Annotated in this window: 25 protein-coding genes and 2 pseudogenes; 12 read left to right on the top strand and 15 right to left on the bottom strand. The window is 65.2% G+C overall.

Annotation, left to right across the window (positions count from 1 at the left end; translation table 11 throughout):
- Positions 1-54: 54 nt before the first annotated feature.
- The 4 genes from PQV96_RS04185 to PQV96_RS04170 form a co-directional block, all read right to left on the bottom strand.
- On the bottom strand, positions 55-936 hold the full coding sequence (locus PQV96_RS04185; protein WP_273624699.1) for an EamA family transporter: 882 nt from the start codon (positions 934-936) through the stop codon (positions 55-57).
- A 174-nt stretch (positions 937-1,110) separates the two neighbouring features.
- Positions 1,111-2,214, bottom strand: coding sequence for an aldose epimerase family protein (locus PQV96_RS04180; RefSeq protein ID WP_207375146.1), 1,104 nt, complete (start codon positions 2,212-2,214; stop codon positions 1,111-1,113).
- Between the two features lie 149 nt (positions 2,215-2,363).
- A complete protein-coding gene (locus PQV96_RS04175; protein ID WP_044395424.1) occupies positions 2,364-3,404 on the bottom strand; it encodes an IS630 family transposase in 1,041 nt (346 codons plus the stop codon).
- A 31-nt stretch (positions 3,405-3,435) separates the two neighbouring features.
- On the bottom strand, positions 3,436-3,591 hold the full coding sequence (locus PQV96_RS04170; RefSeq protein WP_273624698.1) for a hypothetical protein: 156 nt from the start codon (positions 3,589-3,591) through the stop codon (positions 3,436-3,438).
- A 227-nt stretch (positions 3,592-3,818) separates the two neighbouring features.
- Between PQV96_RS04170 and PQV96_RS04165 the strand changes: the two genes are divergently transcribed.
- The 4 genes and pseudogenes from PQV96_RS04165 to mpl all read left to right on the top strand — a co-directional run bounded on the left by PQV96_RS04165 (position 3,819) and on the right by mpl (position 7,017).
- Positions 3,819-4,547: a FadR/GntR family transcriptional regulator gene (locus PQV96_RS04165; protein ID WP_207375145.1), complete on the top strand. Its 729-nt coding sequence runs from the start codon at positions 3,819-3,821 to the stop codon at positions 4,545-4,547.
- A 174-nt stretch (positions 4,548-4,721) separates the two neighbouring features.
- Positions 4,722-4,835 (top strand): annotated as a pseudogene (locus PQV96_RS04160) (5-dehydro-4-deoxyglucarate dehydratase); the annotation flags it as partial.
- 51 nt (positions 4,836-4,886) lie between these two features.
- Positions 4,887-5,393 (top strand): annotated as a pseudogene (locus PQV96_RS04155) (aldehyde dehydrogenase family protein); the annotation flags it as partial.
- A 199-nt stretch (positions 5,394-5,592) separates the two neighbouring features.
- Entirely contained in the window at positions 5,593-7,017 is a 1,425-nt protein-coding gene (mpl, locus tag PQV96_RS04150) for a UDP-N-acetylmuramate:L-alanyl-gamma-D-glutamyl-meso-diaminopimelate ligase (RefSeq protein ID WP_273624697.1), read from the top strand.
- A 127-nt stretch (positions 7,018-7,144) separates the two neighbouring features.
- On the opposite strand, the gene PQV96_RS04145 is transcribed toward mpl, so the two are convergent.
- From PQV96_RS04145 to PQV96_RS04110, 8 genes are all read right to left on the bottom strand, one after another.
- Positions 7,145-7,456: a hypothetical protein gene (locus PQV96_RS04145; protein ID WP_273624696.1), complete on the bottom strand. Its 312-nt coding sequence runs from the start codon at positions 7,454-7,456 to the stop codon at positions 7,145-7,147.
- 110 nt (positions 7,457-7,566) lie between these two features.
- Entirely contained in the window at positions 7,567-8,688 is a 1,122-nt protein-coding gene (locus PQV96_RS04140) for a 3-deoxy-7-phosphoheptulonate synthase (protein ID WP_273624695.1), read from the bottom strand.
- A gap of 334 nt (positions 8,689-9,022) precedes the next feature.
- Positions 9,023-9,553: a hypothetical protein gene (locus tag PQV96_RS04135; RefSeq protein WP_044401661.1), complete on the bottom strand. Its 531-nt coding sequence runs from the start codon at positions 9,551-9,553 to the stop codon at positions 9,023-9,025.
- A 122-nt stretch (positions 9,554-9,675) separates the two neighbouring features.
- Complete coding sequence (tldD, locus tag PQV96_RS04130; protein ID WP_273624694.1) at positions 9,676-11,160, bottom strand: metalloprotease TldD; 1,485 nt, start codon at positions 11,158-11,160, stop codon at positions 9,676-9,678.
- Positions 11,161-11,213: 53 nt separating this feature from the next.
- Complete coding sequence (locus tag PQV96_RS04125) at positions 11,214-11,561, bottom strand: YegP family protein (protein WP_044401667.1); 348 nt, start codon at positions 11,559-11,561, stop codon at positions 11,214-11,216.
- A 130-nt stretch (positions 11,562-11,691) separates the two neighbouring features.
- Positions 11,692-12,864, bottom strand: a complete 1,173-nt coding sequence (rodA, locus tag PQV96_RS04120) for a rod shape-determining protein RodA (RefSeq protein WP_198845870.1) — start codon at positions 12,862-12,864, stop codon at positions 11,692-11,694.
- A gap of 35 nt (positions 12,865-12,899) precedes the next feature.
- Positions 12,900-13,199, bottom strand: coding sequence for a hypothetical protein (locus tag PQV96_RS04115; protein WP_273624693.1), 300 nt, complete (start codon positions 13,197-13,199; stop codon positions 12,900-12,902).
- Positions 13,196-13,687, bottom strand: a complete 492-nt coding sequence (locus tag PQV96_RS04110; RefSeq protein ID WP_273624692.1) for a hypothetical protein — start codon at positions 13,685-13,687, stop codon at positions 13,196-13,198. Before PQV96_RS04110 ends, PQV96_RS04115 begins: the two co-directional genes overlap by 4 nt.
- A gap of 140 nt (positions 13,688-13,827) precedes the next feature.
- On the opposite strand from PQV96_RS04110, the gene PQV96_RS04105 reads away from it, so the two are divergent.
- Positions 13,828-14,412 (top strand): YqiA/YcfP family alpha/beta fold hydrolase, encoded by a 585-nt coding sequence (locus tag PQV96_RS04105; RefSeq protein WP_273624691.1) that lies wholly within the window; start codon positions 13,828-13,830, stop codon positions 14,410-14,412.
- A gap of 6 nt (positions 14,413-14,418) precedes the next feature.
- On the opposite strand, the gene PQV96_RS04100 is transcribed toward PQV96_RS04105, so the two are convergent.
- A complete protein-coding gene (locus tag PQV96_RS04100) occupies positions 14,419-16,023 on the bottom strand; it encodes a PglL family O-oligosaccharyltransferase (protein ID WP_337931572.1) in 1,605 nt (534 codons plus the stop codon).
- 231 nt (positions 16,024-16,254) lie between these two features.
- On the opposite strand from PQV96_RS04100, the gene PQV96_RS04095 reads away from it, so the two are divergent.
- From PQV96_RS04095 to mtgA, 4 genes are all read left to right on the top strand, one after another.
- The gene (locus tag PQV96_RS04095) at positions 16,255-18,336 is read left to right on the top strand and encodes a ribonuclease catalytic domain-containing protein (protein WP_273624690.1); all 2,082 of its coding nucleotides are present in this window, start codon (positions 16,255-16,257) and stop codon (positions 18,334-18,336) included.
- Complete coding sequence (locus PQV96_RS04090; protein ID WP_066695456.1) at positions 18,333-19,193, top strand: energy transducer TonB; 861 nt, start codon at positions 18,333-18,335, stop codon at positions 19,191-19,193. Before PQV96_RS04095 ends, PQV96_RS04090 begins: the two co-directional genes overlap by 4 nt.
- 83 nt (positions 19,194-19,276) lie before the next feature.
- A complete protein-coding gene (aroE, locus tag PQV96_RS04085; RefSeq protein WP_273624689.1) occupies positions 19,277-20,128 on the top strand; it encodes a shikimate dehydrogenase in 852 nt (283 codons plus the stop codon).
- Between the two features lie 54 nt (positions 20,129-20,182).
- On the top strand, positions 20,183-20,917 hold the full coding sequence (gene mtgA, locus PQV96_RS04080) for a monofunctional biosynthetic peptidoglycan transglycosylase (RefSeq protein ID WP_273624688.1): 735 nt from the start codon (positions 20,183-20,185) through the stop codon (positions 20,915-20,917).
- A 48-nt stretch (positions 20,918-20,965) separates the two neighbouring features.
- Here mtgA and PQV96_RS04075 read toward each other — a convergent pair whose 3' ends face one another.
- Complete coding sequence (locus PQV96_RS04075; RefSeq protein WP_066695450.1) at positions 20,966-21,382, bottom strand: cyanophycinase; 417 nt, start codon at positions 21,380-21,382, stop codon at positions 20,966-20,968.
- Between the two features lie 272 nt (positions 21,383-21,654).
- Between PQV96_RS04075 and PQV96_RS04070 the strand changes: the two genes are divergently transcribed.
- From PQV96_RS04070 to ruvC, 3 genes are all read left to right on the top strand, one after another.
- The gene (locus PQV96_RS04070) at positions 21,655-22,416 is read left to right on the top strand and encodes a lysophospholipid acyltransferase family protein (protein WP_273624687.1); all 762 of its coding nucleotides are present in this window, start codon (positions 21,655-21,657) and stop codon (positions 22,414-22,416) included.
- 146 nt (positions 22,417-22,562) lie between these two features.
- Positions 22,563-23,555, top strand: a complete 993-nt coding sequence (locus PQV96_RS04065) for a phosphatidate cytidylyltransferase (RefSeq protein ID WP_273624686.1) — start codon at positions 22,563-22,565, stop codon at positions 23,553-23,555.
- A 59-nt stretch (positions 23,556-23,614) separates the two neighbouring features.
- The gene (gene ruvC / locus PQV96_RS04060) at positions 23,615-24,163 is read left to right on the top strand and encodes a crossover junction endodeoxyribonuclease RuvC (RefSeq protein WP_273624685.1); all 549 of its coding nucleotides are present in this window, start codon (positions 23,615-23,617) and stop codon (positions 24,161-24,163) included.
- Between the two features lie 114 nt (positions 24,164-24,277).
- Here ruvC and PQV96_RS04055 read toward each other — a convergent pair whose 3' ends face one another.
- On the bottom strand, positions 24,278-24,808 hold the full coding sequence (locus PQV96_RS04055; protein ID WP_273624684.1) for a CZB domain-containing protein: 531 nt from the start codon (positions 24,806-24,808) through the stop codon (positions 24,278-24,280).
- Positions 24,809-24,933: the final 125 nt, after the last annotated feature.

Here is a 24,933-nt window from a genome sequence, read left to right as displayed (position 1 = left end):
CGCTTGATAGACAAGCGCCAGAAGCTACGAAATATGTAGCAAACACCCATCCCATCAAGCAGGCTGCGCTTGCACTGCGGGCAGCCTGCGCGCCGTTGCGGCGCTGCCCATGGATGCGGCCACGATGCAGCCAATGGCGAGCCACTGCACGGTGTCCAGCCGCTCGCCCAGCAACGCCAGGGCCAGCAGGGCAGCGATGGCGGGCTCCATGCTGATCATGATGCCGAAGGCCTCTTTGGGCAGGCGCTTCAGGGCCATCATCTCCAGCGAGATGGGCAGCGCGCTGGAGATGGCCGCCACAGCCACCCCCACCAGCAGCACCGAGGGCGACAGCAGCGCAGCGCCCGCGTGGGCCACGCCCACCGGCACCACCACCAGCGCCGCCACCAGCAGGCCCAGCGACACCGACTGCCCGGCATGCAGGTGCCCGGCCCGTTTGCCAAACACGATGTACAGCGCCCAGAACACGGCCGCCCCCACGGCATACAGCACGCCCTGGGGGTTTAGCGTGCTGCCGCTGAGCCCCAGCGGCAGCAGCAGGGCCAGGCCCACGATGGCGAGAGCCACCCAGATGAAATCCACCGCGCGGCGCGATGACCAGATGGCCACGGCCAACGGCCCCGCAAACTCGATGGCCACCGCCAGGCCAAAAGGCAGGGTCTGGAGTGACAGATAGAACATGAGGTTCATGGCGCCCAGCGCCGCGCCATACAGCACCACCGCTTGGGCATCGGCCCGCGACAGGCGCCAACGCCAGGGGCGCCACAACATCAGCATCAACAGCGCCGACAACCCCACCCGCACGGCGGTGGTGCCCTGCGCGCCCACCACCGGAAACAGCGCCTGCTTGGCCCACGAGGTGCCCACGCCCAGGGCGGTGACGGAGCCGAGGACAGCGAGAAAGGGAATAAACCGTTGAAAAGGGGATGCGCTCATTGGCAAAAATGTAGTGCGTTTGGCTGTCGCTGAAGCGGGCTGACCGCGCCAACATCGAGAAGGGGGTGCAGCGTTACGCGGCCTGGGCAAGCACTACAAGGCTTATTGGCCTGTGGCGCTTTACCAGCAAGCGGCAGAAGCTATTTATTTAATAGCAAAATGTCTTGGCACCGCTCAAGGGCCCATGAACCGGTACACGATGCTGCCGCGCACCACGTCGCCGGGCAGCCACCAGCGCACCGGGAATGCCAGGTGGTTGGGCGCGTCGGGGTACTCCATGGGCTCCAGGCAGATGCCGTCGCCGGGCTGCCACAGCCAGGTGCCCTGCCCTGGCCCACGGCCCAGGTCGCGAGCCGGGTCGCCTTTGAGGCCGTGGCCTGCGTACACCTGCACGCCAGGGGCGGTGCTCCAGACCTGCATGGCGCGGCCCGAGGCGGGGTCGGCCAGTTGGGCGGCCAGGCGCAGACCGGGGGTGGCGGCGGGGGCTACAGAGACTGGAGAGGCATCGTCCAGCACCAGGTAGTGGTCCAGCCCACCGGCCCGTGCCAGCTGCTCATGCGGCATGGCCGTGGCATCGGCCACACTGCGCGGCTTGCGAAAGTCGAACGGCGTGCCCTGCACCGAATCAACGGTGCCCGTGGGGCACACATCGGGGGCCAACGGCACGTAGCGGCTGGCGGGCACCTGCAGCGTGTGGCCCAGGGTGCTGCCTGCGCCCGCCAGGTTGAAGAAGGCGTGGCCCGTGGGGTTGAACACAGTGGCGGCGTCGGCCACCTCAGCCATCCACTCCATGTGCAGCGCGTTGTCAGGGGTGACCTGCAGGTGCAGCGTCAGGCGCACGGTGCCGGGCACGCCATCGTCTTCGGTGCGGAAGGTGTGGGTGAGCACCATGGCATCGGGCTTCACTTCGGTGACGCCGAACACCTGAAAGCGGCTGCCCTGCGGCCCACCGTGGTGGTGGTGCGGGCCACTGTTGGTGGGCAACTGCAGCGTGCAGCCGCCGGGCAGATGCAACTTGCCACCCCGCAGCCGCCCCGCCCAGCGGCCAATGAAGGCGCCCATGGAGAGTTGTCCATCGACGTAGCCCTGCAGGCTGTCGTAGCCCAAGGCCACGTCCACCAGGCCGCCCTGCCCGTCTGGCACGGCCACTTGCACCAGACGCGCGCCATAGTTGCTCACCGCCACCTGCAGGCCACCCGCACCGCGCAGGGTGAACAGGTCGGTGCGCTGGCCATGCAGTTGTTGTTGAAACGCTTCGCGTGAAAGTGTGTAAGCCATGTGCCCGAGTTTAGAGCGACCAACAAAACGCAGCGCAGCGGCCCTGGCTAGGCGTTTCGCCGCAGGCAGTACAAACAGTACGACAAGGCGAAACAACGACGCCAGGGGCGTTTTGTTCGCCGCTCTTATTGCTCCGGCCCCATGAAGTCTCAAGCGGCGGCATATTTGACGCGGGGATCCTGAAAGTAGCTCATCACCCGCTCGGGTGACTTCTCCAGCATGGCCATGTGTTCGTTGGCCGCATCGCGCAGTTTTGCCTTTGTTCTGACCGGGACCCGCTTGCCCATGGCCTGCTTGAGGTCGGCGTTCAAACGCTCTTCTGGGTTGAGTTCCGGGCTGTAGCTGGGCAGGTAGAACACCTCGATCTGTTCCTTTCTCTCTGCCAGCCACGCCTTGACCGGTTTGCTGTGATGTACACGCAGGTTGTCAAGGATCAGGAACACCTTCTTGCCCGCGTCCTTGATCAAGGCCTCCAGGAACTCAATCAACTTGTCGCTGTTGAAGGCCTCGTCAATGATCATCCAGCGTGCCTTGCCCCGGTTGGTCACCGTGGCGATCATCGACAGCTTCTGGCGTGTGCTGCCCACCGTGAACGCCACGGGTGTCTCACCTGCTGGTGCATAGCTCCTGCCGCGTACATCGGTGTTGACCAGTGCGGTCTCATCGCCCCAGTGGATTTCGCCGCCCTCAGCCTTGGCCTTGGCCTCGATGGCCGGGTAGTGTTCATCTAGCCAGGCCTTGACGGCTTCGGGGCGTTGTTCGTATGCCTTCTTGATGGGCTTTTGTGGGGTGAAACCCCAGCGTGCCAGGTATTTGCCCACGGTGCGCACACCCAATTTCAAGCCACATTCCTGTTCGATAAGCTGCATCACGGCGGCGCGACTCCACAGGAAGAAGTCCATCTTCAATTGCTCGGGACGTTTGTCGCAGATGGTCTTTTGGATGTGGACTTCTTGCTCGGGCGTGAGCAATCGGGCATCGCCTTTCGTGCGACCACGACCGGCTGGTTTGATGGCTGGCCAGCCGCCTTGCTCGAACAGATCAAGCACCTTGCGCACAGCCGGGTAGCTCAAGCCCGACATCTGCACCAGTTCCATGACTTTGATGCCCCGTTTGTGCAGTCGGATGACTTGCTTGCGCCGCTCGTGAAGCTGCTCCAGGGTTTGGTATCTCGCGTCTTCTTTGTCCATGCTGCTTCGAACGCGAAAATCAGCAGAAAGTTCAATCTTTATGGGGCCCGATCAATATTTGGCTGGCGTGGCAGAGGGGGCGGACGCGCGTTACCAGCCAGATGCCCACGCACACCAGCACCAGGGCGAGCAGGTTCTTCCACTCCGGCAGAGCCTGGCGCAGGTCGGCAATGTGCGACAGCCGCACGGTGGTTCAATACGCTTTCAGGCGGGCGCGCAGCTCGCGCTCCAAACCACCGGCAGCGCCAGTGAGCAAGATTCGGTTGAATCGGATCGGCGTCGGGTGAGCAGTCATGGCAATTCGACAGGTTCTTGGTACAGTGGCACTGCGGGACAGTTGAATGTCATCAGTTGTCACACCATCGAAATGCCACTACGCAGCACTACGAATCGACATAGGGATAACACCGGGAAATGAACACAGAAACCACTCTCCGCCGCAAACCCCGCACGTTGGCCCTGGAGCTGGTGGATTCCTTGGGTAACCGCATTCGCGATGGGCGCCTGGCCGTGGGCGACAAGCTGCCCACCGAGGCGGCCATCATGGCCGAGTTCGACGTCAGCCGCACCGTGGTGCGCGAAGCGATTTCCAAGCTGCAGGCCTCGGGGCTGGTCGAAACCCGCCACGGCATTGGCACGTTTGTGCTGGGCATGGGACAAAACCCCGGCTTCAAGATCACCCCCGAGCAATTCAGCACCCTGCGCGGCGTGATTGCCGTGCTGGAGCTGCGCATTGGCGTGGAGACTGAAGCCGCAGCCCTGGCCGCGCAACGCCGCACCGACGCCAACTTGGCCACCATGCGCCAGGCGCTGAACGCGGTGGCTCAAGCCGTGGACGAAGGCCGCGACGCAATGGCGGCCGACTTCCAGTTCCACCTGGAGATTGCACGCGCTACCCAGAACAGTCATTTCACCGAGCTGATGAGCACACTGGGCAGCATGATCATTCCGCGCGCACGCCTGCAAGGCAGCGACGACCAGAGCGATGAGCGCCGACAGTACCTGCGCCGCGTCAATGGCGAGCACGAGAACATTTTTGACGCTATCGTGGGGCAAGACCCCGACGCCGCCCGCGCAGCCATGCGCACCCACCTGGCCAACAGCCGTGAGCGCCGCCGCCGCGCCCAGACGGAAGCCAGCTGACCCTACCCAGCCACCTCCGCCCAACCAAGGGCGGAGGTGGCATTCGTATTGAACCGTACGCTTTTTTTATTTTGTACGATGACATACAACATGAATTTCTCGTGTTCCTGGTGCCCGGCCTTGACGGGCTGGAAGCAGGACTCTTGCACATTTCTCACCCAACGGAGCCTGAACATGTCCCCACAAGACCTCAAAAGCGTATTGCAAGCCGGCTTGCTGACCGTTCCTCTGACCGACTTCGACAGCGAGCTGCGCTTTGCGCCCAAGCCTTATGCCGATCGCCTGGAGTAGCTGTAGTTCTACGGCGCATCGACACTGTTTGCCGCAGGTGACACGGGTGCCCGCAAGGCCGGCACCGACATCGGCCCCGTAGTAGATGACCGCCAATTGGCGCAAGACCTGAAGTAGATCGCCATCGGCCAAAAGGAAGGCGCCACGCTGCACGGCGGCGAAGCGCTCGCTACCAATGCCGACGGCGCCCCCGGCTTCTACCTGCGCCCCGCCCTGTTCACCGAAACCACACCCGAGATGCGCATCAACCGCGAAGAAATCTTTGGCCGCGTGGTCAGCATCCAGCGTGTGAAGGGCTATGACGAAGCACTGGCCCTGGCCAATGAAACGCCGTTTGGCCTGGCCAGCGGCATTGCCACCACCAGCCTCAAGCACGCCACGCACTTCAAGCGCCACGCCCAGGCGGGTATGGTGATGGTGAACCTGCCCACCGCCGGGGTGGACTACCACGTGCCGTTCGGTGGCCGCAAGGGCAGCAGCTACGGCTCGCGCGAGCAAGGCCGCTACGCCGCCGAGTTCTACACCACGGTGAAGACCGCTTACATCCAGGCCTGATGGCGTGATGACGCACTGGGGGTGCAACGCCCCCAGAAGATCTCCGCACCCCTGCTACCTCTTCAGAGGGACATCGGCACCGCAGGGGTGCTATTTATTCCCGATCATTCGGCGCATTGGCTTCATCACCTGCCCGGGGTGCGCAGCTTGCGCGCCAGCAGACCGAGCCCCCCATGGCCCGTCATTAGAATCCCCCGCCATGCACATACACATACTCGGAATCTGCGGAACCTTCATGGGCGGCCTGGCCGCGCTGGCCCGCGAGGCGGGGCACAAGGTTACCGGTTGCGATGCCGGGGTCTACCCCCCCATGAGCGATCAGCTCCGCGCACTGGGCATTGACCTGATTGAAGGCTTTGGGGCCGAGCAACTGGCGCTGCAGCCAGACATGTTTGTGGTGGGCAACGTGGTCAGCCGGGCCCGTCTGCCCGATGGCAGCCCGAAGTTCCCGCTGATGGAAGCGATTCTGGACGCTGGCCTGCCCTACACCAGCGGCCCCCAGTGGCTGGCCGAGCATGTGCTGCAAGGCCGCCATGTGCTGGCCGTAGCGGGCACGCACGGCAAGACCACCACCACGTCGATGCTGTCGTGGATTTTGGAGAGCGCAGGCTTGCAGCCGGGCTTTCTGATCGGCGGCGTGCCGCTGAACTTCGGTATCTCTGCCCGCCTGGGGGCCGCACAGCGCCCTCAGCCCGGCCCCGGCGCGCAAGGCCAGCGCCCGCTGTTCGTGATCGAGGCCGATGAGTACGACACCGCCTTCTTCGACAAACGCAGCAAGTTTGTGCACTACCGCCCCCGCACGGCGGTGCTGAACAACCTGGAGTTTGACCACGCCGACATCTTTGACGACCTGGCCGCCATCGAACGCCAATTCCACCACCTGGTGCGCACCGTGCCGCCCTCGGGCCGTGTGGTGACCAACGGGCTGGAAGAGAGCCTGACCCGCGTCTTGAACAAAGGCTGCTGGAGCGAGGTGAGCAGCTTTGGTGCCGCCGTGAGTGACTTCACAGCCGAAGGCGACCCGCAGGCTTTTGACGTGCTGCACCAAGGCCGCAAAGCGGCGCGCGTGGAATGGGCGCTGACCGGCGTGCACAACCAGCTCAACGCACTGGCTGCCATTGCCGCTGCCCACGACGTGGGGGTGAAACCCGCCGTGGCGGCGGCCGCGCTGGGCCAGTTTCAGAACGTGAAGCGCCGCATGGAGCTGCGCGGCACGGTGCGCGGCATTGCCGTGTATGACGACTTTGCCCACCACCCCACGGCGCTGCGCACCACGCTCGACGGCCTGCGCCGCAGCCTGGGGGCTGAAGCCCGCATCCTGGCGGTTTTCGAACCCCGTAGCAACACCATGAAGCTGGGGGCCATGAAAAGCCAGCTGCCCTGGGCGCTGGAACCCGCCGACCGGGTGTTCTGCCACACGGCCGGGCTGGACTGGGACGCTGCCGAGGCCCTGGCACCGCTGGGCGTGGGCATGGGCCAACGTGCGCAGACCGCCCCCGACATTGCCACCCTGGTGGAGCAGATCACCCAGGCCGCCCGCCCTGGCGACCATGTGGTGTGCATGAGCAATGGCGGTTTTGGCGGCATCCACGCCCGGTTGCTGGAAGCGCTGCAACGCGGCTAACACGGCCAACGCAACCAACACGCCAAAGGCACTACAAAAACAATAGCTGCCAGCGCTTATATATCAAGCGCTGGCAGCTATTTTCATGTTACCCCCTTACGGGATAGCAAGGCTGGTATTTAGCAGTTCAGTACGTGATAGCCATTGCAGGCACGTCTACGCGCACAATGGGCCGCGCCAGCGCCGCACTGGCCGCCAGGGCAAAACGCTGGCCCCACTCTGCTTGCGAGAACAACGCTGCCCCTGCGGCCTGCGCCACGGTCAGCACCTTGTCGGCCAGCAAGACTTTGCCGCTGGCCCGCAGCGGTTCGCAGTCGAGCGTGGTGAACTGCTCGTCCAGCCACAGGCGGGCGGCCTCGTGGGCCATGGGCTCCGCGCTGGACAGGTCAAAACGGTATTCCTGATCGGCAGCCAGACGGACGGATACTTCACTGGGCATGGGGTGACCTCGTTGCAATCGTGGAAGAAGAGGGATGAGTTCCGGTGAGCTTACACGCTGAGCCCACCGGGTGCATCTCCGTCTTTTCCCTGTAGCGCCAAAGCGCCGCCTCAGCGAGCGCGGCGCGCCTGCACTGCAGCCGACAGGTCGGCCAGCGCCGTCAGCGAATCGTCCCAGCCCAGGCACGCATCGGTGATGCTCTTGCCGTACTCCAGCGCACAGGCATCGTCCTTGCCGGGGGTGAACTTCTGCGCACCCGCGTTGATGTGGCTTTCAATCATCACGCCGAACACGCTGTGCGAGCCACCGGCAATCTGGCTGGCAATGTCGCGCGCCACGTCCAGCTGCTTTTCGTGTTGCTTGCTGCTGTTGGCGTGGCTGCAGTCCACCATCAGCGTGGCGGGCAGCTTGGCGGCTTCCAGATCCTTGCAGGCGGCGGCCACGCTGGCGGCGTCGTAGTTGGGGGCCTTGCCGCCGCGCAGAATCACGTGGCAATCTTTGTTGCCGCTGGTGTTCACGATGGCCACTTGCCCATTCTTGTGCACCGACAGGAAGTGGTGACCACGGCTGGCCGACTGGATGGCGTCGGTGGCGATGCGGATGTTGCCGTCCGTGCCGTTCTTGAAGCCGATGGGGGCGGACAGGCCTGAGGCCAGCTCGCGGTGCACCTGGCTTTCAGTAGTGCGCGCACCAATGGCGCCCCAGGCGATCAGGTCGCCGATGTACTGGGGCGAGATCACGTCCAGGAACTCGCTGCCTGCAGGCATGCCCAGGCGGTTGATGTCGATCAGCAACTGCCGCGCGATGCGCAGGCCTTCGTCGATGCGGTAGGTTTCGTCCAAGTAGGGGTCGTTGATCAGGCCCTTCCAGCCCACAGTAGTGCGGGGCTTTTCGAAGTACACGCGCATGACGATCTCCAGCGTGTCCTTGTACTGCTCGCGCACCACTTTCAGGCGGCGGGCGTAGTCGAGCGCAGCCGCAGGGTCGTGAATGGAGCAGGGGCCGATGATGACCAGCAGGCGGTCGTCATCACCCGCCATGATGTTGTGGATGTTCTTGCGGGTCTGGCTGATGAGCCCTTCCACCGGCGTGTTGCTGATGGGGAAAAAGCGGATCAGATGCTCTGGAGGAGGCAGCACGGTAATGTCCTTGATACGTTCGTCGTCGGTCTGGCTGGTTTTCTCGACGCTGCGGTACCAGGCATCGCTGGCGGGGGTGGCTTGCAAGCTCATGTTGTCGTCCTCGTAAGGTGGAAAAAGTGAAAAAAGGGGGCTGAAAAACAAAAAACCGCCGGGCTTTGCAGCTGCGGCGGTTGGTATGGGGAGGGTGCTTCAGTTACTTGCGCGTTTTCCTCTCATCCGCCTAGGACCGAGATAAAAAACCAAAAATAAAACGCGCTGCGAACTTGCATGGCTTTCAATGTAGCACAGCCCCCGGGTGGTCTTGCAAGCAGCTTGCGCAAACTTGGGCCGAAAAAACCACACCTGAACCGCCGAGGGCGAAGGCCATGCTCCGGGCGTGGATACGCGTCAGCCTTCACCCAGGGGGCGCGCATGCAGCAATGCCTCAGCGACCTAACCAGCGCAAGGCGCGCTGCCACCAAGACCGGCTGCGGGAGGGCACTGGAGGCTCCGCCCCTCCCTCGCCACGGCTGCCCTGCTCATACATGTCGATGAGCAGCAAGGCCTCGCCCAGCGTGCGCCAGGCCAGCAACTCAAATTTGTCAAAGTGCTCGGTTTCGCTGGAGTGGCGAAGCTCCAAGGCCTCTTTCCAGGTGGAAACCGACTGGCCCAGCTCCCAAAGCGCCCGCTGGTACACCCCAAACTCGTACAGGGTGTGCCACCCGGAACCCAGCCCTGTCAGCAGCCGCTGGTGCTCTCGCACGCCCTGAAACAGGGCCGTTGCGGTGCGGTGGATGAGTTGGGTGTCTGTGCTGGTGCGCCGAATGCGCACGGCCTCTTCGATCGCGTTGGACAAAGCACCCAAGCTGTCGCGCAGCTGGCGCGAATCTTCGTCGGCAACGCCTTCGCGCAAAAAGCGGCTGATGTCTCCAAACGACTGGAAACTTTGCGACAGAAAAGTGCGCGAAGCCGGCATAGGCCGATTGTGCTGCGCGCCGCAAAAATTGTTACAGCGCAAAACCCCTGAATGGCCAGGGTGCAGCCAATGCGCAACAGCTGCACTGGCAGCCCCGCCCTCGCACCCCGGTCGTCAGGTGGTCAGGCCGTGCCGCCCACGGTAAGGCCTTCGATGCGCAAGGTGGGCTGGCCCACGCCCACAGGCACGCTTTGGCCTTCCTTGCCGCAAGTGCCCACGCCGCTGTCCAGGCGCATGTCGTTGCCGATCATGGTCACCTTCTTGAGCGATTCAGGGCCGCTGCCCACGATGGTGGCGCCCTTGACGGGGTACTGGATCTTGCCGTCTTCCACCCAGTAGGCTTCGCTGGCAGAAAACACGAACTTGCCCGAGGTGATGTCCACCTGGCCACCACCAAAGTTGCTGGCGTACAGCCCCTTCTTGATGCTGGCGATGATTTCCTGCGGATCCTTGTCGCCACCCAGCATGTAGGTGTTGGTCATGCGCGGCATGGGGATGTGGGCGTAGCTTTCGCGGCGGCCATTGCCCGTGGGGGCCACGCCCATCAGACGGGCGTTGAGCGAATCCTGGATGTAGCCCTTCAAGATGCCGTCTTCGATCAGCACATTGCGCTGGCTGGGGTTGCCCTCGTCGTCCACATTCAGCGATCCACGGCGGTCGGCAATGGTGCCGTCGTCCAGCACCGTCACGCCCTTGGCGGCCACACGCTGGCCGATGCGGCCGCTGAAAGCGCTGGAGCCCTTGCGGTTGAAGTCCCCTTCCAGGCCATGGCCCACGGCTTCGTGCAGGAGGATGCCGGGCCAGCCCGCACCCAGAACCACCGTCATTTCACCAGCCGGAGCGGGGCGGGATTCCAGGTTGGTCAAGGCAGCGTTCACCGCCTCGTCCACATACTTGCTCAGCTGTGCGTCATCGAAATACGCCAGACCAAAGCGGCCACCGCCGCCGGCCGAGCCCACTTCGCGGCGGCCGTGTTGCTCGGCAATCACGGTGATCGACAGGCGCACCAGCGGGCGCACATCTGCGGCCAGCGTGCCATCAGCACGGGCCACCAGCACTACGTCGTACTCACTGGCCAAGCCTGCCATTACCTGTGCCACGCGGGGGTCCTTGGCGCGGGCGCGCTGCTCCAGGCGCTCCAGCAGGGCCACCTTGGCGGTGCTGTCCAGCGAAGCAATGGGGTCTACACCCTGGTAAAGGCTGCGGCTGGTGGCAATCTTCTTGGCGGGCACGCGCACACGGCCAGTCTGCGCCACAGAAGAAATGGCACGCACGGTGCGCGCGGCGTCCAGCAGCGAAGCCAGCGAAATGTCGTCCGAATACGCGAAGGCCGTCTTTTCACCGCTCACGGCGCGCACGCCCACGCCCTGGTCAATGCTGAAAGAGCCGGTCTTCACAATGCCCTCTTCCAGACTCCAGCCCTCGCTGCGCGTGTACTGGAAGTACAGATCGGCATCGTCCACCTGGTGGGCACGGATTTCCGCCAGCGCACGGGCCAGGTGGCTCTCGTCCAGCCCAAAAGGCGTCAACAGCAGTTCACGGGCGACATCAATGCGTTGGGTGGTGGCTGCGCGCTGCGGCGCGGCGGTAGAGGAGCGAAAGGTCATCGCCGCATTTTAGGCGGGCAACCCCACCCGCACCGCCGCAGGGGAAAACTGCGCTACGCGCTCTGCGAAGCCGAGAGGTCCACCAGCACCGCCACCGGGGCATGGTGCTGCACGGCCTCGATGCCGGCATCGCGGGCTTTGGCGCCGGAGTACATCTGGCTTTGGCCGATGACCTGGCCATTGCCCGCCTTCAAGGTGAAGTAGGGTGCGCCGTTGCGGGCACTCAGGCGCCCGAAGCGGGCATCGTCAGGCGCGTGTTTTTTGACGGATTCGATGCCCTGCAGGGCACTGGCGCGCGAGTCGTAGGTCTCGCTGGTCAAGATCACCTGCCCATTCGAGGCCAGCAGGTTGAAAACAAACTTGTCGTTGGACGTTTTCTTGAGCTCGAACTTTGCCGCCATGGGGAGCACCTCCAGGGGTTAGTGAAAACACGCCCCCGGGTTGTAACCTCAGGACAGCCCCCGAGGCAAGGGTATTGACCCCGCCCCTGCATCACCTGAGGGCATCGCCCGGCAAAACCGGCGCATCGCGCTACAGCGGCGCACGGGCTTTGGCGGGCTCCTGGCGCTGCGCGCGCGCCACCGACATGAGAATGCCCAGCGCCAGCCCCAGGGTGACCATGGCCGTGCCCCCGTAGCTGACAAAGGGCAGCGGCACGCCCACCACCGGCAGAATGCCGCTGACCATGCCCATGTTCACAAACGCATAGGTGAAGAAAATCATCGACACAGCGCCCGCCATGAGGCGACCGAACAAGGTGCCGGCCCCCATGGCAATGGCCAGCCCGCGCCAGATCAGCAGCAAAAAGCACACGATCAGAAACAGGTTGCCAGCCAGCCCGAATTCTTCGGAATAGGCCGCAAAGATGAAGTCGGTGGTGCGCTCGGGAATAAACTCCAGGTGGGTCTGCGTGCCCGCCATGAAGCCCTTGCCCGTGAGCCCGCCAGAGCCAATCGCGATCATGCCCTGGATGATGTGAAAGCCTTTGCCCAGCGGGTCGCGCGTGGGGTCCAGCAAGGTGCAGATACGCTGCTGCTGGTAGTCGTGCAGCACCGGCCAGCGCACGCCGTCCGCGCACAGCTGGGGTTCAAACCACACGATGAGGGCAATGCCGATGCCCCCCAGCACCACAGGCGGCAGCACCAGCTTCCACGACAGGCCCGCGAAAAAGATCACCGACAGCCCCGCCGCCAGCACCAGCAGCGAGGTCCCCAGGTCCGGCTGCTTCATGATGAGCCCCACCGGCACGGCCAGCAGGGCCCCGGCGGCGACAAAGTCCAGCGGGCGCAACTGCCCCTCGCGCTTTTGAAACCACCAGGCCAGCATCAGGGGCATGGCAATTTTCAGAATCTCGCTGGGCTGGATGACGATGCCCAGGTTCACCCAGCGCTGTGCACCCTTCTTGGTGATGCCAAACAGCGCCACCGCCAGCAGCAGCGCCACCCCCGCCGCGTACAAGGGCACAGCAAACGCCATGATCCTCTGGGGCGGCACCTGCGCCACCACAAACAAGATGGTTCCGGCAATGAGCATGTTGCGGCCGTGGTCCACAAAGCGGGTACCGTGGTCGTAACCGGCCGAGTACATGGCCACCAGGCCTGCCCCTGCCAGCAACAGCACGACAAACAGCAAGGGCAGGTCAAACCCCCGAAACAGGGGCAATATGCGTTGCAGGAGAGAGGTTTTTTCAAAAACGGCGGCCATCCCCCAATTATCGGGCTGACGGCTGCGCCGGGAAGTCAGCCCGCTTGGCGAAAGGCCATCACCGCCTGGTTGCGCAAGGTGCGCAGCAAACCCGGGGCCTTGTCGTCCACCACGATGCCGCCAGGAACCGCCTGGTCGGCATAGATGAGTGCAAACGGCTGCCCCTTCATCTGCAGCGGCAGCAACAGAAAAGAGGGGGCGTTGACGCCTTCCACGTACCACCGGGGCAGGCGCGCACTGATGCGGGGCTCGGTAGCATCGTTGATGAGGGTGTCGGCGCCCCGCAGGCACACGGCCGTGAACAAATCGCCGGGCACGTTCAGCGGCACCTTCATGGCACGCACCACGGCTTCGCTGCCTTCGCCCAGGCCAAAGCGGCCGGTGAGCTGGTCGGTGCGCGCCTCACGCAGGCAAAACACCATGCGCCGAAAACCCAGAGCGCGCGGAACATCGTCTCCAGGATCATGCGCAGCACGTCGTTGAGCTGAAAGCTCTCGACCATGGCGTTGGTGATGTCCTGGATGCCAGCAGCCAGCACCTCGTTCACCTGCGCGACCGACACCGCGCCGCCCGCCTGCGACGCCAGCAAAGCGGGCAAAGGCTTGGCTTCGCTGGGCTTGAGTTCCAGGGGGCTGAGGGCGTCGTCCTGCGCGGTGGCGTCTTGCGCCGCCGGGGGCAGCTTCAGCAACCGGGCAGCGGGCGAGCCAGCATCCACCCGCAGGTCCAGTGCCTCGGCCAGCGCCACCAGCTTGCGGCGTGCACGCAGCGTCGCTTCGTTGACGGCCCGCCTGCAAGGGAGCGCTGGCTGCAGAAAGCGGGGCAAAATCAGTCATGGTGCTGGCGGCTCAACAGACCCCGCACAGTGCCGGGTCTTCGTGGCTAGACATCTTATGCCCGCTCAGACCCGCCAAAAGCAGTGATTCCCCTGCCTTGCGTCTTTCGCACACACCCTTCAACGCGCCCATGACCACCACGCACCTTCTGTACCTGCACGGCTTTCGTTCATCGCCCTCTTCGGCCAAAGCCCGGCAAATGGCGGCCCATGTGGCGCAGCACCACCCGGCCGTCACCTTCTGGTGCCCGCAGCTTCCGCCCTCGCCCCAGGCCGCGATGGCGCTGGTAGCGCGGGGCATCGCATCCTGGCCCCGGGGCGCCATGGCGGTCATCGGCTCTTCGCTGGGCGGCTTCTACGCCAGCTGGGTTGCGCAACACGCAGGCTGCCCCAGTGTGATGCTCAACCCCGCGGTGGACCCGGCCCGTGACCTGGCGCGCTACATCGGCGAGCAAACCAGCTGGCACGACCCGGCCGAGCGCTTTTACTTTCTGCCCGAATACATCGGCGAGCTGCAGGCGCTGGATGTGCGCGGCCGCCCACCCGCTGCGCGTGAGCTGGCCATCATCGCCAAAGGCGACGAAGTGCTGGACTGGCGCGAGATGGTGGCCCGCTACCCGCAGGCCGAGCTGCGTTTGCTCGAAGGCGGCGACCATGCACTGAGCGACTTCACCGAGCACCTGGAGCCCATCACGCGCTTTCTGCAGCTGGCCTGACGGCGGCTACTGCGCGCCGGCTGCACTGGCCGCAGACGCCCTGCGTGCCTGCCAGCGGGCGAAGTCTGCAGGGTAGGCAATGCGGTAGCGCTGCTGGTGCAAAGCCGCTTCGTCCGCCCGGCCCAGGGCCTGGGCGCCGTCCAGCAGCTTCTCGATCACCCGGGGTTCGGGCGAAAAATGCAGCAAATCCAGCGCCACGGCGTGCATCTGGGCCGCATTGGCGGGCGTCAAATCCTGCGTGGTGAGCCAGGCAAAGCGCACCTGGTCAGAAAACAGCACCCCCTTGGGCTGGGGCACGGCCCGCACATCGCGCAAGGCGGGTGGGCGCTGGGCCACCGGCTTGTAGAGCTGGCTCACCACCCGGTACTGGTAGGCAGCCATGCCCAGCGCTGCGGCGCCGATCAGGCACACGGCGGCCCCCAGGCCCCACCCCACAGTGACATCGCCCAGCTTGCTGCCCAGCCACCGCCACGCCTCGGGCACACCACGCCCCGGCGCGCGCCGCCAGCACAGCAGCACCAGCGCAAACAGGGTGGTGACCTGGAAGGGGCCGTACCACAGCGGGTATTCGAGCAGGCTGTGCAGCCCCACCACAGCGACCACGCCCCAGGCCAGCTGGCGCACGGGGTCGGTCTCGCGCCAGGGGCGCGACCACACCAGCCACGCCAGCACGCCGCCGCACAGCAGCAGCGCGGCGGGCAGGCCCAGCTCCACCGCCAGGTGCAAGGGCAGGTTGTGGGCGTTGTCCAGCAGCACGCAAAAACGTTCTTCGGGGAACAGCGTGATGTAGTGCGCGTAGCTCAGCTCCCCCCACCCCCAGCCCGTCCAGGGCTTGAGCGAGATGAGGTGCAGCATGTTCGACCACAGCACCCGGCGTGCGCCGCAGGCGCCCGAGGTGTTGGAGAACCGGTCGAACAGCCCATCAATGCGTATGCCGCTGACCTGCAGCAGCACCTGCGGCAGCGCCCAGGCGGCCAGCACATACAGCACCATGCCCACCAATACCAGGGCGATGGCCTTGCGTGCATCGGTGCGGCGCCACAGGCAGAGCAAGCCCAGCATCAGCAGCCATTGCAGGGCGCCGGTGCGCGAATTGGTGGCGGCAGCGGCCACGGCCAGCACCGCCAGCGCCCCCCCCAGCACCATGCCCATGCCCCACTGGGGGCGCTGCACCCGCTCGGCCCGCACCCACAGCCAGAGCAGGGACCACACGCCCAGCGCCATCAGCGATGCCTGCTGGTTGCGCTGGCGCAGGTTGCCCACCGCCTCGCCCGGTGTGGACGGATGAATCCACGGCAAGCCCCAGGGCTCTGCGCCCAGGTACTGCAACAGCCCCACCACGCCACCCAGCACCGCCGCCAGCAAGAGCCCCCACGCCAGCGTGCCAGCGGCACGGTTGCCCAGGCGCACGCACTGGGCGCGGGTGACTACCGCCGCCCCCTGCACCAGCCCCCAGGCGGCCAGCGCCAGGCCACAGGCCCAGGAAAACACCAGCGGCCAGAAGTTGGGGGACGGCGGCGCCGTGACCGCGAACAGGAAGGGCAGCGCCACGGCCAGCACCGTCAGCAGCGTGTTGAGGGCAGAAAACGGCATCGTCTGGGGTTTGCGCAAGGGTCAAAAATCAAAAGACAAATAACGAGGCGGCGGCGCCAGGCCACCACGGGGCGCAGGCTGCGCCAGGGTGGGGATCATAGGGGCGCCAGAAAGGCTTTGGGTAAAAAATGCCTCTGGCGCTTATCCAACAAGCGTCAGCAGCTACAAATTCAATAGCATTTCATTTCATCCGGCTTGGCCGGATCTGCACCGTGCGGAGCGGGCAGACAGCCATGGGAGAATCCCCCGATGCATGCACTGTTTGAAGAAGCCGGCAAATTCATGGCCGGACGTATCCTGTCCGAAGCCGACACCTCGGCCCAGGTTGAGCTCGATTCGGGCAAGCGGGTCAAGGTCAAGGCCGCGAACATTCTGTTGAAGTTCGAAAAGCCCGCCCCCGCCGAACTCATCGCCCAGGCCCAGGCCGTGGCCGAGACGATTGAGCTGGACCTGGCCTGGGAATTCGCGCCCGAGGACGATTTCGGCTTTGCCGACCTCGCCCGCGACTATTTCTCGGAAAACGCCACGCTGGCCCAGCAGGCGGGCGCGCTGTTCCGCCTGTACGAGGCGCCGCATTACTTCCGCCGCGCAGGCAAGGGCCGCTTCAAGAAGGCGCCCGCAGAAATCCTGCAGCAAGCCCTGGCCGCCATCGAGAAGAAGAAGGCGCTGCTCGCACAAATTGACGAGTGGGCCGCAGCCCTGGGCCGGGGCGAATGCCCCCAGCCCATCCGCGACCAGCTCTACAAAATCCTGTTCAAGCCCGACAAGAACGCGCCCGAATACAAGGCCGTGGTCGAGGCCAGCCGCGCCACGCACACCGCGCCGCTCGATCTGCTGCAAAAGGCCGGAGCCATCGACTCGGCCTACCAGTTCCACTGGAAGCGCTTTTTGTTCGAAAACTTTCCCAAGGGCACGGGCTTTCCGGCGCTGGCAGCGCCGCAGCCGCCGGCCGACCTGCCGCTGGCACCGGTGCAGGCCTATTCCATCGACGATTCGCAAACCACTGAAATCGACGATGCGCTGTCTGTGCAAGGCCTGGGCACCGGCACCGTGGTGCTGGGCATCCACATCGCTGCGCCCGGCCTGGCCATCCAGCCCGGCAGCGCGATTGACCAGCTCGGCCGTGCGCGCCTGTCCACCGTGTACATGCCGGGCTACAAGATCACCATGCTGCCCGACGACGTGGTGCAAACGTATACGCTGGACGAGGGCCGCGCCAACCCGGCGGTGTCGCTGTACGTGACCATCGACGAAGCCACGCTGGAGTTCAAGAGTTCCGAAACCAAACTGGAGCGCGTGCACGTGGCCGCCAACCTGCGCCACGACCAGCTCGACAGCGTGGTGACGGAAGAATGGCTCACCAACCCAGCGTTTGAGCACCAAAACGACCCGCAGCGCTTGTCTGACCTGCGCGGGCAGCTATCATTTTTATACCGCCTTGCCAAAGAACTCAAAGCCCGCCGCGAGGTGGTGCGCGGCAAGCCCGAGAACTTCAACCGGCCGGACTACAACTTCCGCCTGGTGGGCAACCAGGGCGCCGAGCCCACGGGGCACGAGCAGGTGCAGATCAGCGTGCGCCAGCGCGGCGCGCCGCTCGATCTGATCGTGGCCGAGGCCATGATCGTGGCCAACAGCACCTGGGGCAGCTGGATGGCGGAGCTGGGCGTGCCCGGCATCTACCGCAGCCAGGCCAGCATGGCCCCCGGCGTGAAGGTGCGCATGGGCACCAAGGCGCTGCCGCACGCGGGCATTGGCGTCAAAGCTTATTCGTGGGCCACATCGCCGCTGCGCCGCTACACCGATCTGGTCAACCAGTGGCAGATCATTGCCTGCGCGCGCCATGGCGCCACGGCTGCACTGGCCGCACCGTTCAAGCCCAAGGATGCAGACCTGTTCTCCATCATCAGCAGCTTTGATGCGGCCTACAGCGCCTACAACGGCTACCAGGCAGGCATGGAGCGTTTCTGGACGCTCAAGTACATCGAGCAAAACCACATCACCGAGCTGACGGCCGCCGTCATCAAGGAAGGGCCGGGTGGCAGCTTTCTGGTGCGGGCGGACGACATTCCGCTGGTCTTCCCCGTGCTGGGCGCGCAAAACCTGCCGCGCGGCGCGCGCCTGAAGGTGCGGCTGGGCGAGGTGGATGAAATCACCCTGGACATCCACGGCACGGTGGTGGAACGCCTGGACGACCCGAACGACGCCAGCGACGATGCCGTGGTGGAGGACGAGGGCGACGAAGACGCCGTGGCCGGCCCGATCGCCATCGCCGTGGATGTGAACGAAGCCGACAGCACGGCACCCGCCAACGCCGATAATCCGACGCCGTGAACATCCGCTCGCTTTTCCGCTCCTTCAGCACGCTGCAGATTGCCCTGGGCGTGTCGGTGGCCGTGCACGCGGCCCTTATCTCGGTGCGCTTCATCGACCCCGAGGGCTTCAACCGCGTGTTCCAGGACACGCCGCTGGAAGTCATCCTGGTCAATGCCAAGTCCACCGAGCGCCCCGAAAAGGCACAGGCCATCGCCCAGTCCAACCTGGCGGGCGGCGGCGATGCCGCGCAGGGCCGGGCCACCAGCCCTCTGCCCTACTCGGCCCTGACGGCGGTGGGCGACGACTTTGAAGAGATGCAGCGCAAGATGGACGCCATGCAGGAGCAGCAAACCCAGCTGCTCACGCAACTGCGCAAGCAGCTGGCCTCCATGCCCGAGCCCGACCCGCGCAAGCAAAGCGACAGCGGCGAGCAAATGTCGCAGGAAGAAAAGCGCCGCCAGTTGCTGAAGCTGCTGGCCGAGATTGAAAAGCGCATCAACGAAGAAAACTCGCGCCCCAAAAAACGCTACATCAGCCCTGCCACGCGCGAGGAAGCCTACGCGGTGTACTACGACGCGCTGCGCCGCAAGGTGGAAGACAAGGGCACCGAGAACTTCCCCGAGCAGGGCGGCAAAAAGCTGTATGGCGAGCTGATCATGATCGTCACCGTCAACCACGATGGGCGCGTGCTCTCCACCGAAGTGGTGCAAGGCTCGGGCAAGCCCGCGCTGGACCGCCGGGCCGAAGCCATTGCCCGCGCCGCCGCGCCGTTTGGCCGCTTCACCCCCGAAATGCGCGCCAAGGCCGACCAGGTGGCCATGGTGGCCCGCTTCAAGTTCACCCGCGAACAGACCCTAGAAACCAGCGTGCGATAACCCCCGTCAGGCGCCTGCGGACTGGCGCAGCCCGTTTCGCGGCAGCCCTGGCCAGCCCCCTGCATGCAGCCCTTGTTGTTCCCATGAACTCTTCGACGCTCCCCCCCGATCTGTACTGCGTGATGGGCAACCCCGTGGCCCACAGCCGCTCGCCCGCCATCCACGCCCGCTTTGCCGAACTCGCCGGCCAGCAGCTGCGCTACGAGCGCCGACTGATCGCGCTGGACGGCTTTGCGCAAGGCGTGCGTGACTTCATCGCCGAGGGCGGGCGCGGCTGCAACATCACCGTGCCCTTCAAGTTCGAGGCCCCGGCCCTGGCCAGTGTGTGCAGCGAACGCGTGCGCCTGGCCGGTGCTGCCAACGTGCTGAGCTTTGCGGCAGACGGCAGCATCCATGCCGACAACACCGACGGCCTGGGCCTGGTGGCCGACATCACCCGCAATGCAGGCGTAGCTCTGCAAGGCGCGCGGCTGCTGCTGGTGGGCGCGGGCGGTGCCGCGGCTGGCGTGCTGGGCCCGCTGCTGCAGGCCGGTGTGCGCCACATCACCATTGCCAACCGCACCGTGGCCAAGGCCGAGGCGCTGGTGGCCTCGCACAGCGCTCTGGCGGTGCTACAAAAAGCAGAGCTGCTGGCGCTTGCTCCGCAAGCGGTAGAGGGCGATTTTGATGTCATCATCAACGCCACCGCCAGCAGCCTGGCGGGCGACGCCGTGCCGGTGCCCGCCAGCGTGCTGCGCCCCGGCAGCCTGGCCTACGACATGATGTACGGCCCCGCTGCGCAAGGTTTTCTGGACTGGGCCCAAGCCCACGGCGCCGTGGCGCGCGACGGCCTGGGCATGCTGGTGGAACAGGCCGCCGAGGCGTTTGCCATCTGGCGCGGTGTGCGCCCGCCATCGGCCCAGGTGCTGGAAGAACTGCGCCGCGCCCCGCACTGACCCAGCCATGCGCGCCCTGCCCTTCACGCCCTGCAGAACCCTGGAGCCCAGGCCATGAAAGCGCTGCTGCGCTGGCTGGGCCTGGTGCTGCTGGCCCTGGTGGGCCTGCAGCTGTTCTTTGTGCTGCGCATTGCGGCCATGGCAGCCATCAACCCCGAATCCACCACCTTCCAGCGCTCGGAAGCCTGGACACTGCTGACCAGCAAGGGCAGCGTGCCCTGGCGCCAGCAGTGGGTGCCCTACGGCAGGATTTCCGACCACCTCAAACGCGCCGTCATCGCATCGGAAGACGATGGCTTTGTGAACCACGAGGGCGTGGACTGGGCCGCGATTGAAAAGGCCTGGGAGCGCAACGCCAAGGCCGAGGCCCAGATCGCCAAGGCCCAAAGCCGCGCCCCCGACCGCCCCGTGCGCGCACCCAAGATCCGGGGCGGCTCCACCATCACCCAGCAACTGGCCAAAAACCTGCTGCTCTCGGGCGAACGCACGCTGCTGCGCAAGGGGCAGGAATTTGTGCTGACGCTGCTCCTGGAACAAATCCTGAGCAAAGAGCGCATTCTGGAGATTTACCTCAACAACGTGGAATGGGGCGAAGGCGTGTTTGGCGCGGAAGCCGCTGCGCAGCACTACTTCAAGAAAAGCGCCGCCCAGCTCACCCCCACCGACGCCGCCCGCCTGGCCGTGATGCTGCCCGCGCCCAAACGGTTTGAGAAAACGCCTGGCTCGGCGTATCTGGCGGGGCGCACGCGGGCGATTCTGGGGCGCATGGGCAGCGCAGAACTGCCTTGACCCCACCACCCCGCCTTGGGGTGTAGCGCAGGGTTATAGGTCGCACGCTCAGGGGATGTTCACCTCCTGGAATTCCACCCGGCGCCGCCGCGGGTCGAACAGCCCGCCCTCGGGCAGCACATGCATGCGGATGTCGGCGGCCTTGGCCAAGGGCCCCCGGTCGTCCACGATCTGCGCGCGGCGGGCGTCAAAAATCTTGACGTAGTAGTTGCCCAGCACTTCCCACTGGCCGTCTGCGCGCACCAGCAGGGCGGTTTCCTCGTCAATGCCCACGCCAATGAGCTGGGGGTGGTCGAGCACCGCGCTGATGAGCCGGTTGTAGCGGGCGCGGTGCATGAAATGCTGGTCCACGATGGCGCCCTTGAAGAAGCCAAAGCCCGGTGCCAGCTCCTTCATGCCGCGTGCGATGTTGACCTGCTCCTCTTCATCGGAATTGCGCGGCGTGCGCCACTTGCCGGTCAGCATCAGCCGGCGTCCAACAACAAACCCATCACTTTTCACCATGGAATGAAACCCAACCAATGAGCCTGTGTTCAACGCACCCGGGGCTTGCCACAGCGTGGCGATGCGCGCGCAGTTGAGGCGCGCCCTGCGGCTGCGTTCGTCAAGAAATGCCTGGAGCCGACCGTGCAACACCGGGCGTGGCGCCCCACTCGCCCCGGAGCACCAGGTGGGGCGCGCATTCTAGGGCCTGCAAGGCGGGCGGGCACTGCACCCCTGCCCGTATGATCCCCGCCATGCTTGCCAAGTTAATGAGTTACTTCCTGCTCGGCGTGGTGCGGTTTCTGACGGGCTCCCAGGCGCGCTGGTACGGCTGCCCTCCCAAGGCCGAGCAGCGCATCTACTTTGCCAACCACCAGAGCCACGCCGACATGGTGCTGATCTGGGCTGCGCTGCCCGAAGAGCTGCGCAGCATCACCCGGCCCATCGCCGCCAAGGATTACTGGACCAAGACCCCCTTCAAGCAGTGGATCACCACCGCCGTGTTCAACGCGGTGTATGTGGACCGGCAAGCCAGCCCTGCGCGCACGCCAGCCCCGGCCGGGGAGGCTGCAGGCAACGCCGCCCCGGCGCTGGACGGCGCAGCAGAAACCGCCGCCCCCGGTGGCCCCGACCCGGCCCCCGAGCCCGCCGCCCCGCCCTCGCCCGAAGCCCTGCGCGCTGCGCTGCCTGAAAGCGACCCGCTCGCCCCGTTGGTGCGCGCGCTGGAAAGCGGCGATTCGATCGTGATCTTCCCTGAGGGCACACGCGGCCATGGCGACGAGCCCCAGCCCTTCAAGTCGGGCCTGTACAAGCTGGCGCAGATGTTCCCGAACGTGGTGCTGGTGCCCGCGTGGATCAACAACGTGCAGCGCGTGATGCCCAAGGGCGAAGTGGTGCCGGTGCCCATCCTGTGCTCGGTGACGTTTGGCGCGCCGATTGCGCTGGAACCCGGGGAAGAGCGCCGCCCCTTTCTCGACCGTGCCCGCCGCGCGGTGATGGCCCTGCGCGAGGTGTGAGATGAAGCCCCCCCTGAGTCGCTTCGCGCCTTCCCCCCAAGGGGGGACGACGCCCTCACTGCAGGGCGGCCTTTGCTCGGCGTCCCCGGCAGGGGCAGCGCCCACTGCAAAGGCAGCATTGAATGGGTCGATATGGGATTTTTGGAATGAATAGTTTTTTGCGCAACCTCACCACCTCGCAGCAGATCGGTGCCTTGTTCATCGTGGTGTTTGGCGTGCTCTCGCTGGCCACCCTGTGGGGGTTTTTCCGTTCGCTGCGCGAGCACGCCAGCGACGACCCGCAGGCCGAAGCGCATGCGCAGGAGGTCAAGCGCTTTTGGGGGCTGATCAAAACCTCGTGGGGCATGGCCACGGTGTTCTGGATTGGCTGGGCGCTGGGCGACACAGTGGCCACGGTGCTGTTTGCCATCGTCGGCTTTTTTGCGCTGCGCGAATTCATCACGCTGTCGCCCACGCGGCGGGGCGACCACCGCAGCCTGGTGCTGGCGTTCTTTGTGGTGCTGCCGCTGCAGTTCACCATCGTGGGCAGCCGCATGTTCGACCTGTTCACCGTGTTCATCCCGGTGTATGTGTTTCTGGCGCTGCCGGTGGTGAGCGCACTGGCCAACGACCCCGAGCGCTTTCTGGAGCGCAACGCCAAGCTGCAGTGGGGCATCATGGTCTGCGTGTACGGCATGAGCCATGTGCCCGCGCTGCTGCTGCTCGACTTCCCTGGCTACCGCGAAAAGGGCGCGTTCCTGGTCTTCTTCCTGGTGTTTGTGGTGCAGACCTGCATGCTGGTGCAGCACCTGGTGGGGCATCGCTTTCCGCACAAGCCGGTGGCGCCCCAGGTGAGCCAGAGCTTTCAGTGGGCAAGCTGGCTGGCCGGCGTGGCCGCCGGGGGGCTGGCGGGCGGGCTGCTGTCGTTCATTACCCCATTCAAGCCGGGGCAGGCGTTGGGCATGGCGCTGCTGGCCTGCTTTGCAGGCAGCCTGGGGCATCTGGTGATGAAGGCCCTCAAGCGCGACCGGGGCGTGACCAGCTGGGGCATGCAGGGCATGTCGGTCACCGGCGCGGGCGGCCTGCTCGACCGCGTGGACGCGCTGTGCTTCGCCGCCCCCGTGTTCTTCCACTCCACCCGCTGGTACTTCGGTCTTTAAGCAAAATTGGCCACTAGCGCTTGATGAATAAGCGCTAACAGCTATTAATTCAATAGCACATGCGTATTTTAGGGATTGACCCCGGCCTGCAGACCACTGGTTTTGGCGTGGTGGACATGGATGGCCACCAACTCCGCTACGTGGCCAGCGGCACCATCCGCACCACCACCCTGGCCCTGGGCGACCTGCCCGGGCGGCTGAAGATTCTGTTCGACGGCATCACCGAGGTGGTGGCCCGCTACGAGCCCGATGTGGCCTCGGTCGAAATTGTGTTCGTGAACGTCAACCCGCAGTCCACCCTGCTGCTGGGGCAGGCGCGGGGCGCGGCCATCACCGCCCTGGTGGCCAGCAACCTGCCCGTGGCCGAATACACCGCGCTGCAGATGAAAAAAGCCGTGGTGGGCCACGGCCGCGCCGCCAAAAGCCAGGTGCAGGAGATGGTGCGCCGCCTGCTGCAACTGCCCGGCCTGCCCGGCACCGATGCGGCCGACGGGCTGGGCCTGGCCATTACCCACGCCCACGCGGGTGCCGCCATGGGCCGCCTGGGCGAAACCGCTACGCTGAACCGCCGCCAGCACGCCATGTACAAGGGCGGGCGCAGTTACTGAGGGGGTTGGCATCGCCCCCTGCTTATCGCCTGAATTTTTATAGAGAATCGGCCTCTAGCGCTTATCCAGCAAGCGCCAGCAGCTCACCTATTGATAGCAAAAGCCGGTTGACGATCAGCGCCCCAGCCCGCGCTTGAGTTCTTTGAGCAGCAACAGCACCTGGTTAGACGCGTGGCGGCAACTGGTGTTGAAAAGGTGCAGCGCCTTGGGCTGGTCGCCCGCGCGCATCTGATCGACCACCCCGGCCGCCTGCTGGTGAAAGTACTGGTGGCGGGCCACCAGCATGCCAAACGCCGGGTAGTGGCCCAGCCGCAGCCGCCCGGTGCCGCCCAGCCAGCGCCCCAGGTCACACCGGTCGGCGCTGCAAATGGGCTCGGCCTGCGGCACCTCGCCCGAGCGACCATGCACCAGGTCTTCCAGCTGCTGGCGCCACACCTCGTGGTTGGCAATGGCTGCGTCCAGGTCCAGCTCGGTCATCAGCGTGGCAGCGTATTCAGGGTCCAGCACCAGCTCGCTGCCGTTGTCTTCCATGGCCCAGGTGGTTTCTGCGCTGTCGGGGTCTTGTTCGCGGATCTTGAAAAAACGGCTGAAAAACCCATACCTTGCCTTGGTTGATGAACGGGGAAGTGCGGAGGCATTCCGCAATCGGCGCCACCATTCAGAAACATTTTGTATCGCATCCTGTGTTTTGGCTATCAAAAAAATGCACTCCCGTGCTTTTGCAAGGCAGAGCAACCCCGCTGGCGGGCACAGCTCCCCACCAGGGCCTG

It is taken from the genome of Acidovorax temperans (assembly GCF_028596105.1).
Classification (GTDB): Bacteria; Pseudomonadota; Gammaproteobacteria; order Burkholderiales; family Burkholderiaceae_C; genus Acidovorax; species Acidovorax temperans.
The sequence above is the reverse complement of the archived record's forward strand: the minus strand, read 5'-3'. Positions and strand labels throughout refer to the sequence as shown.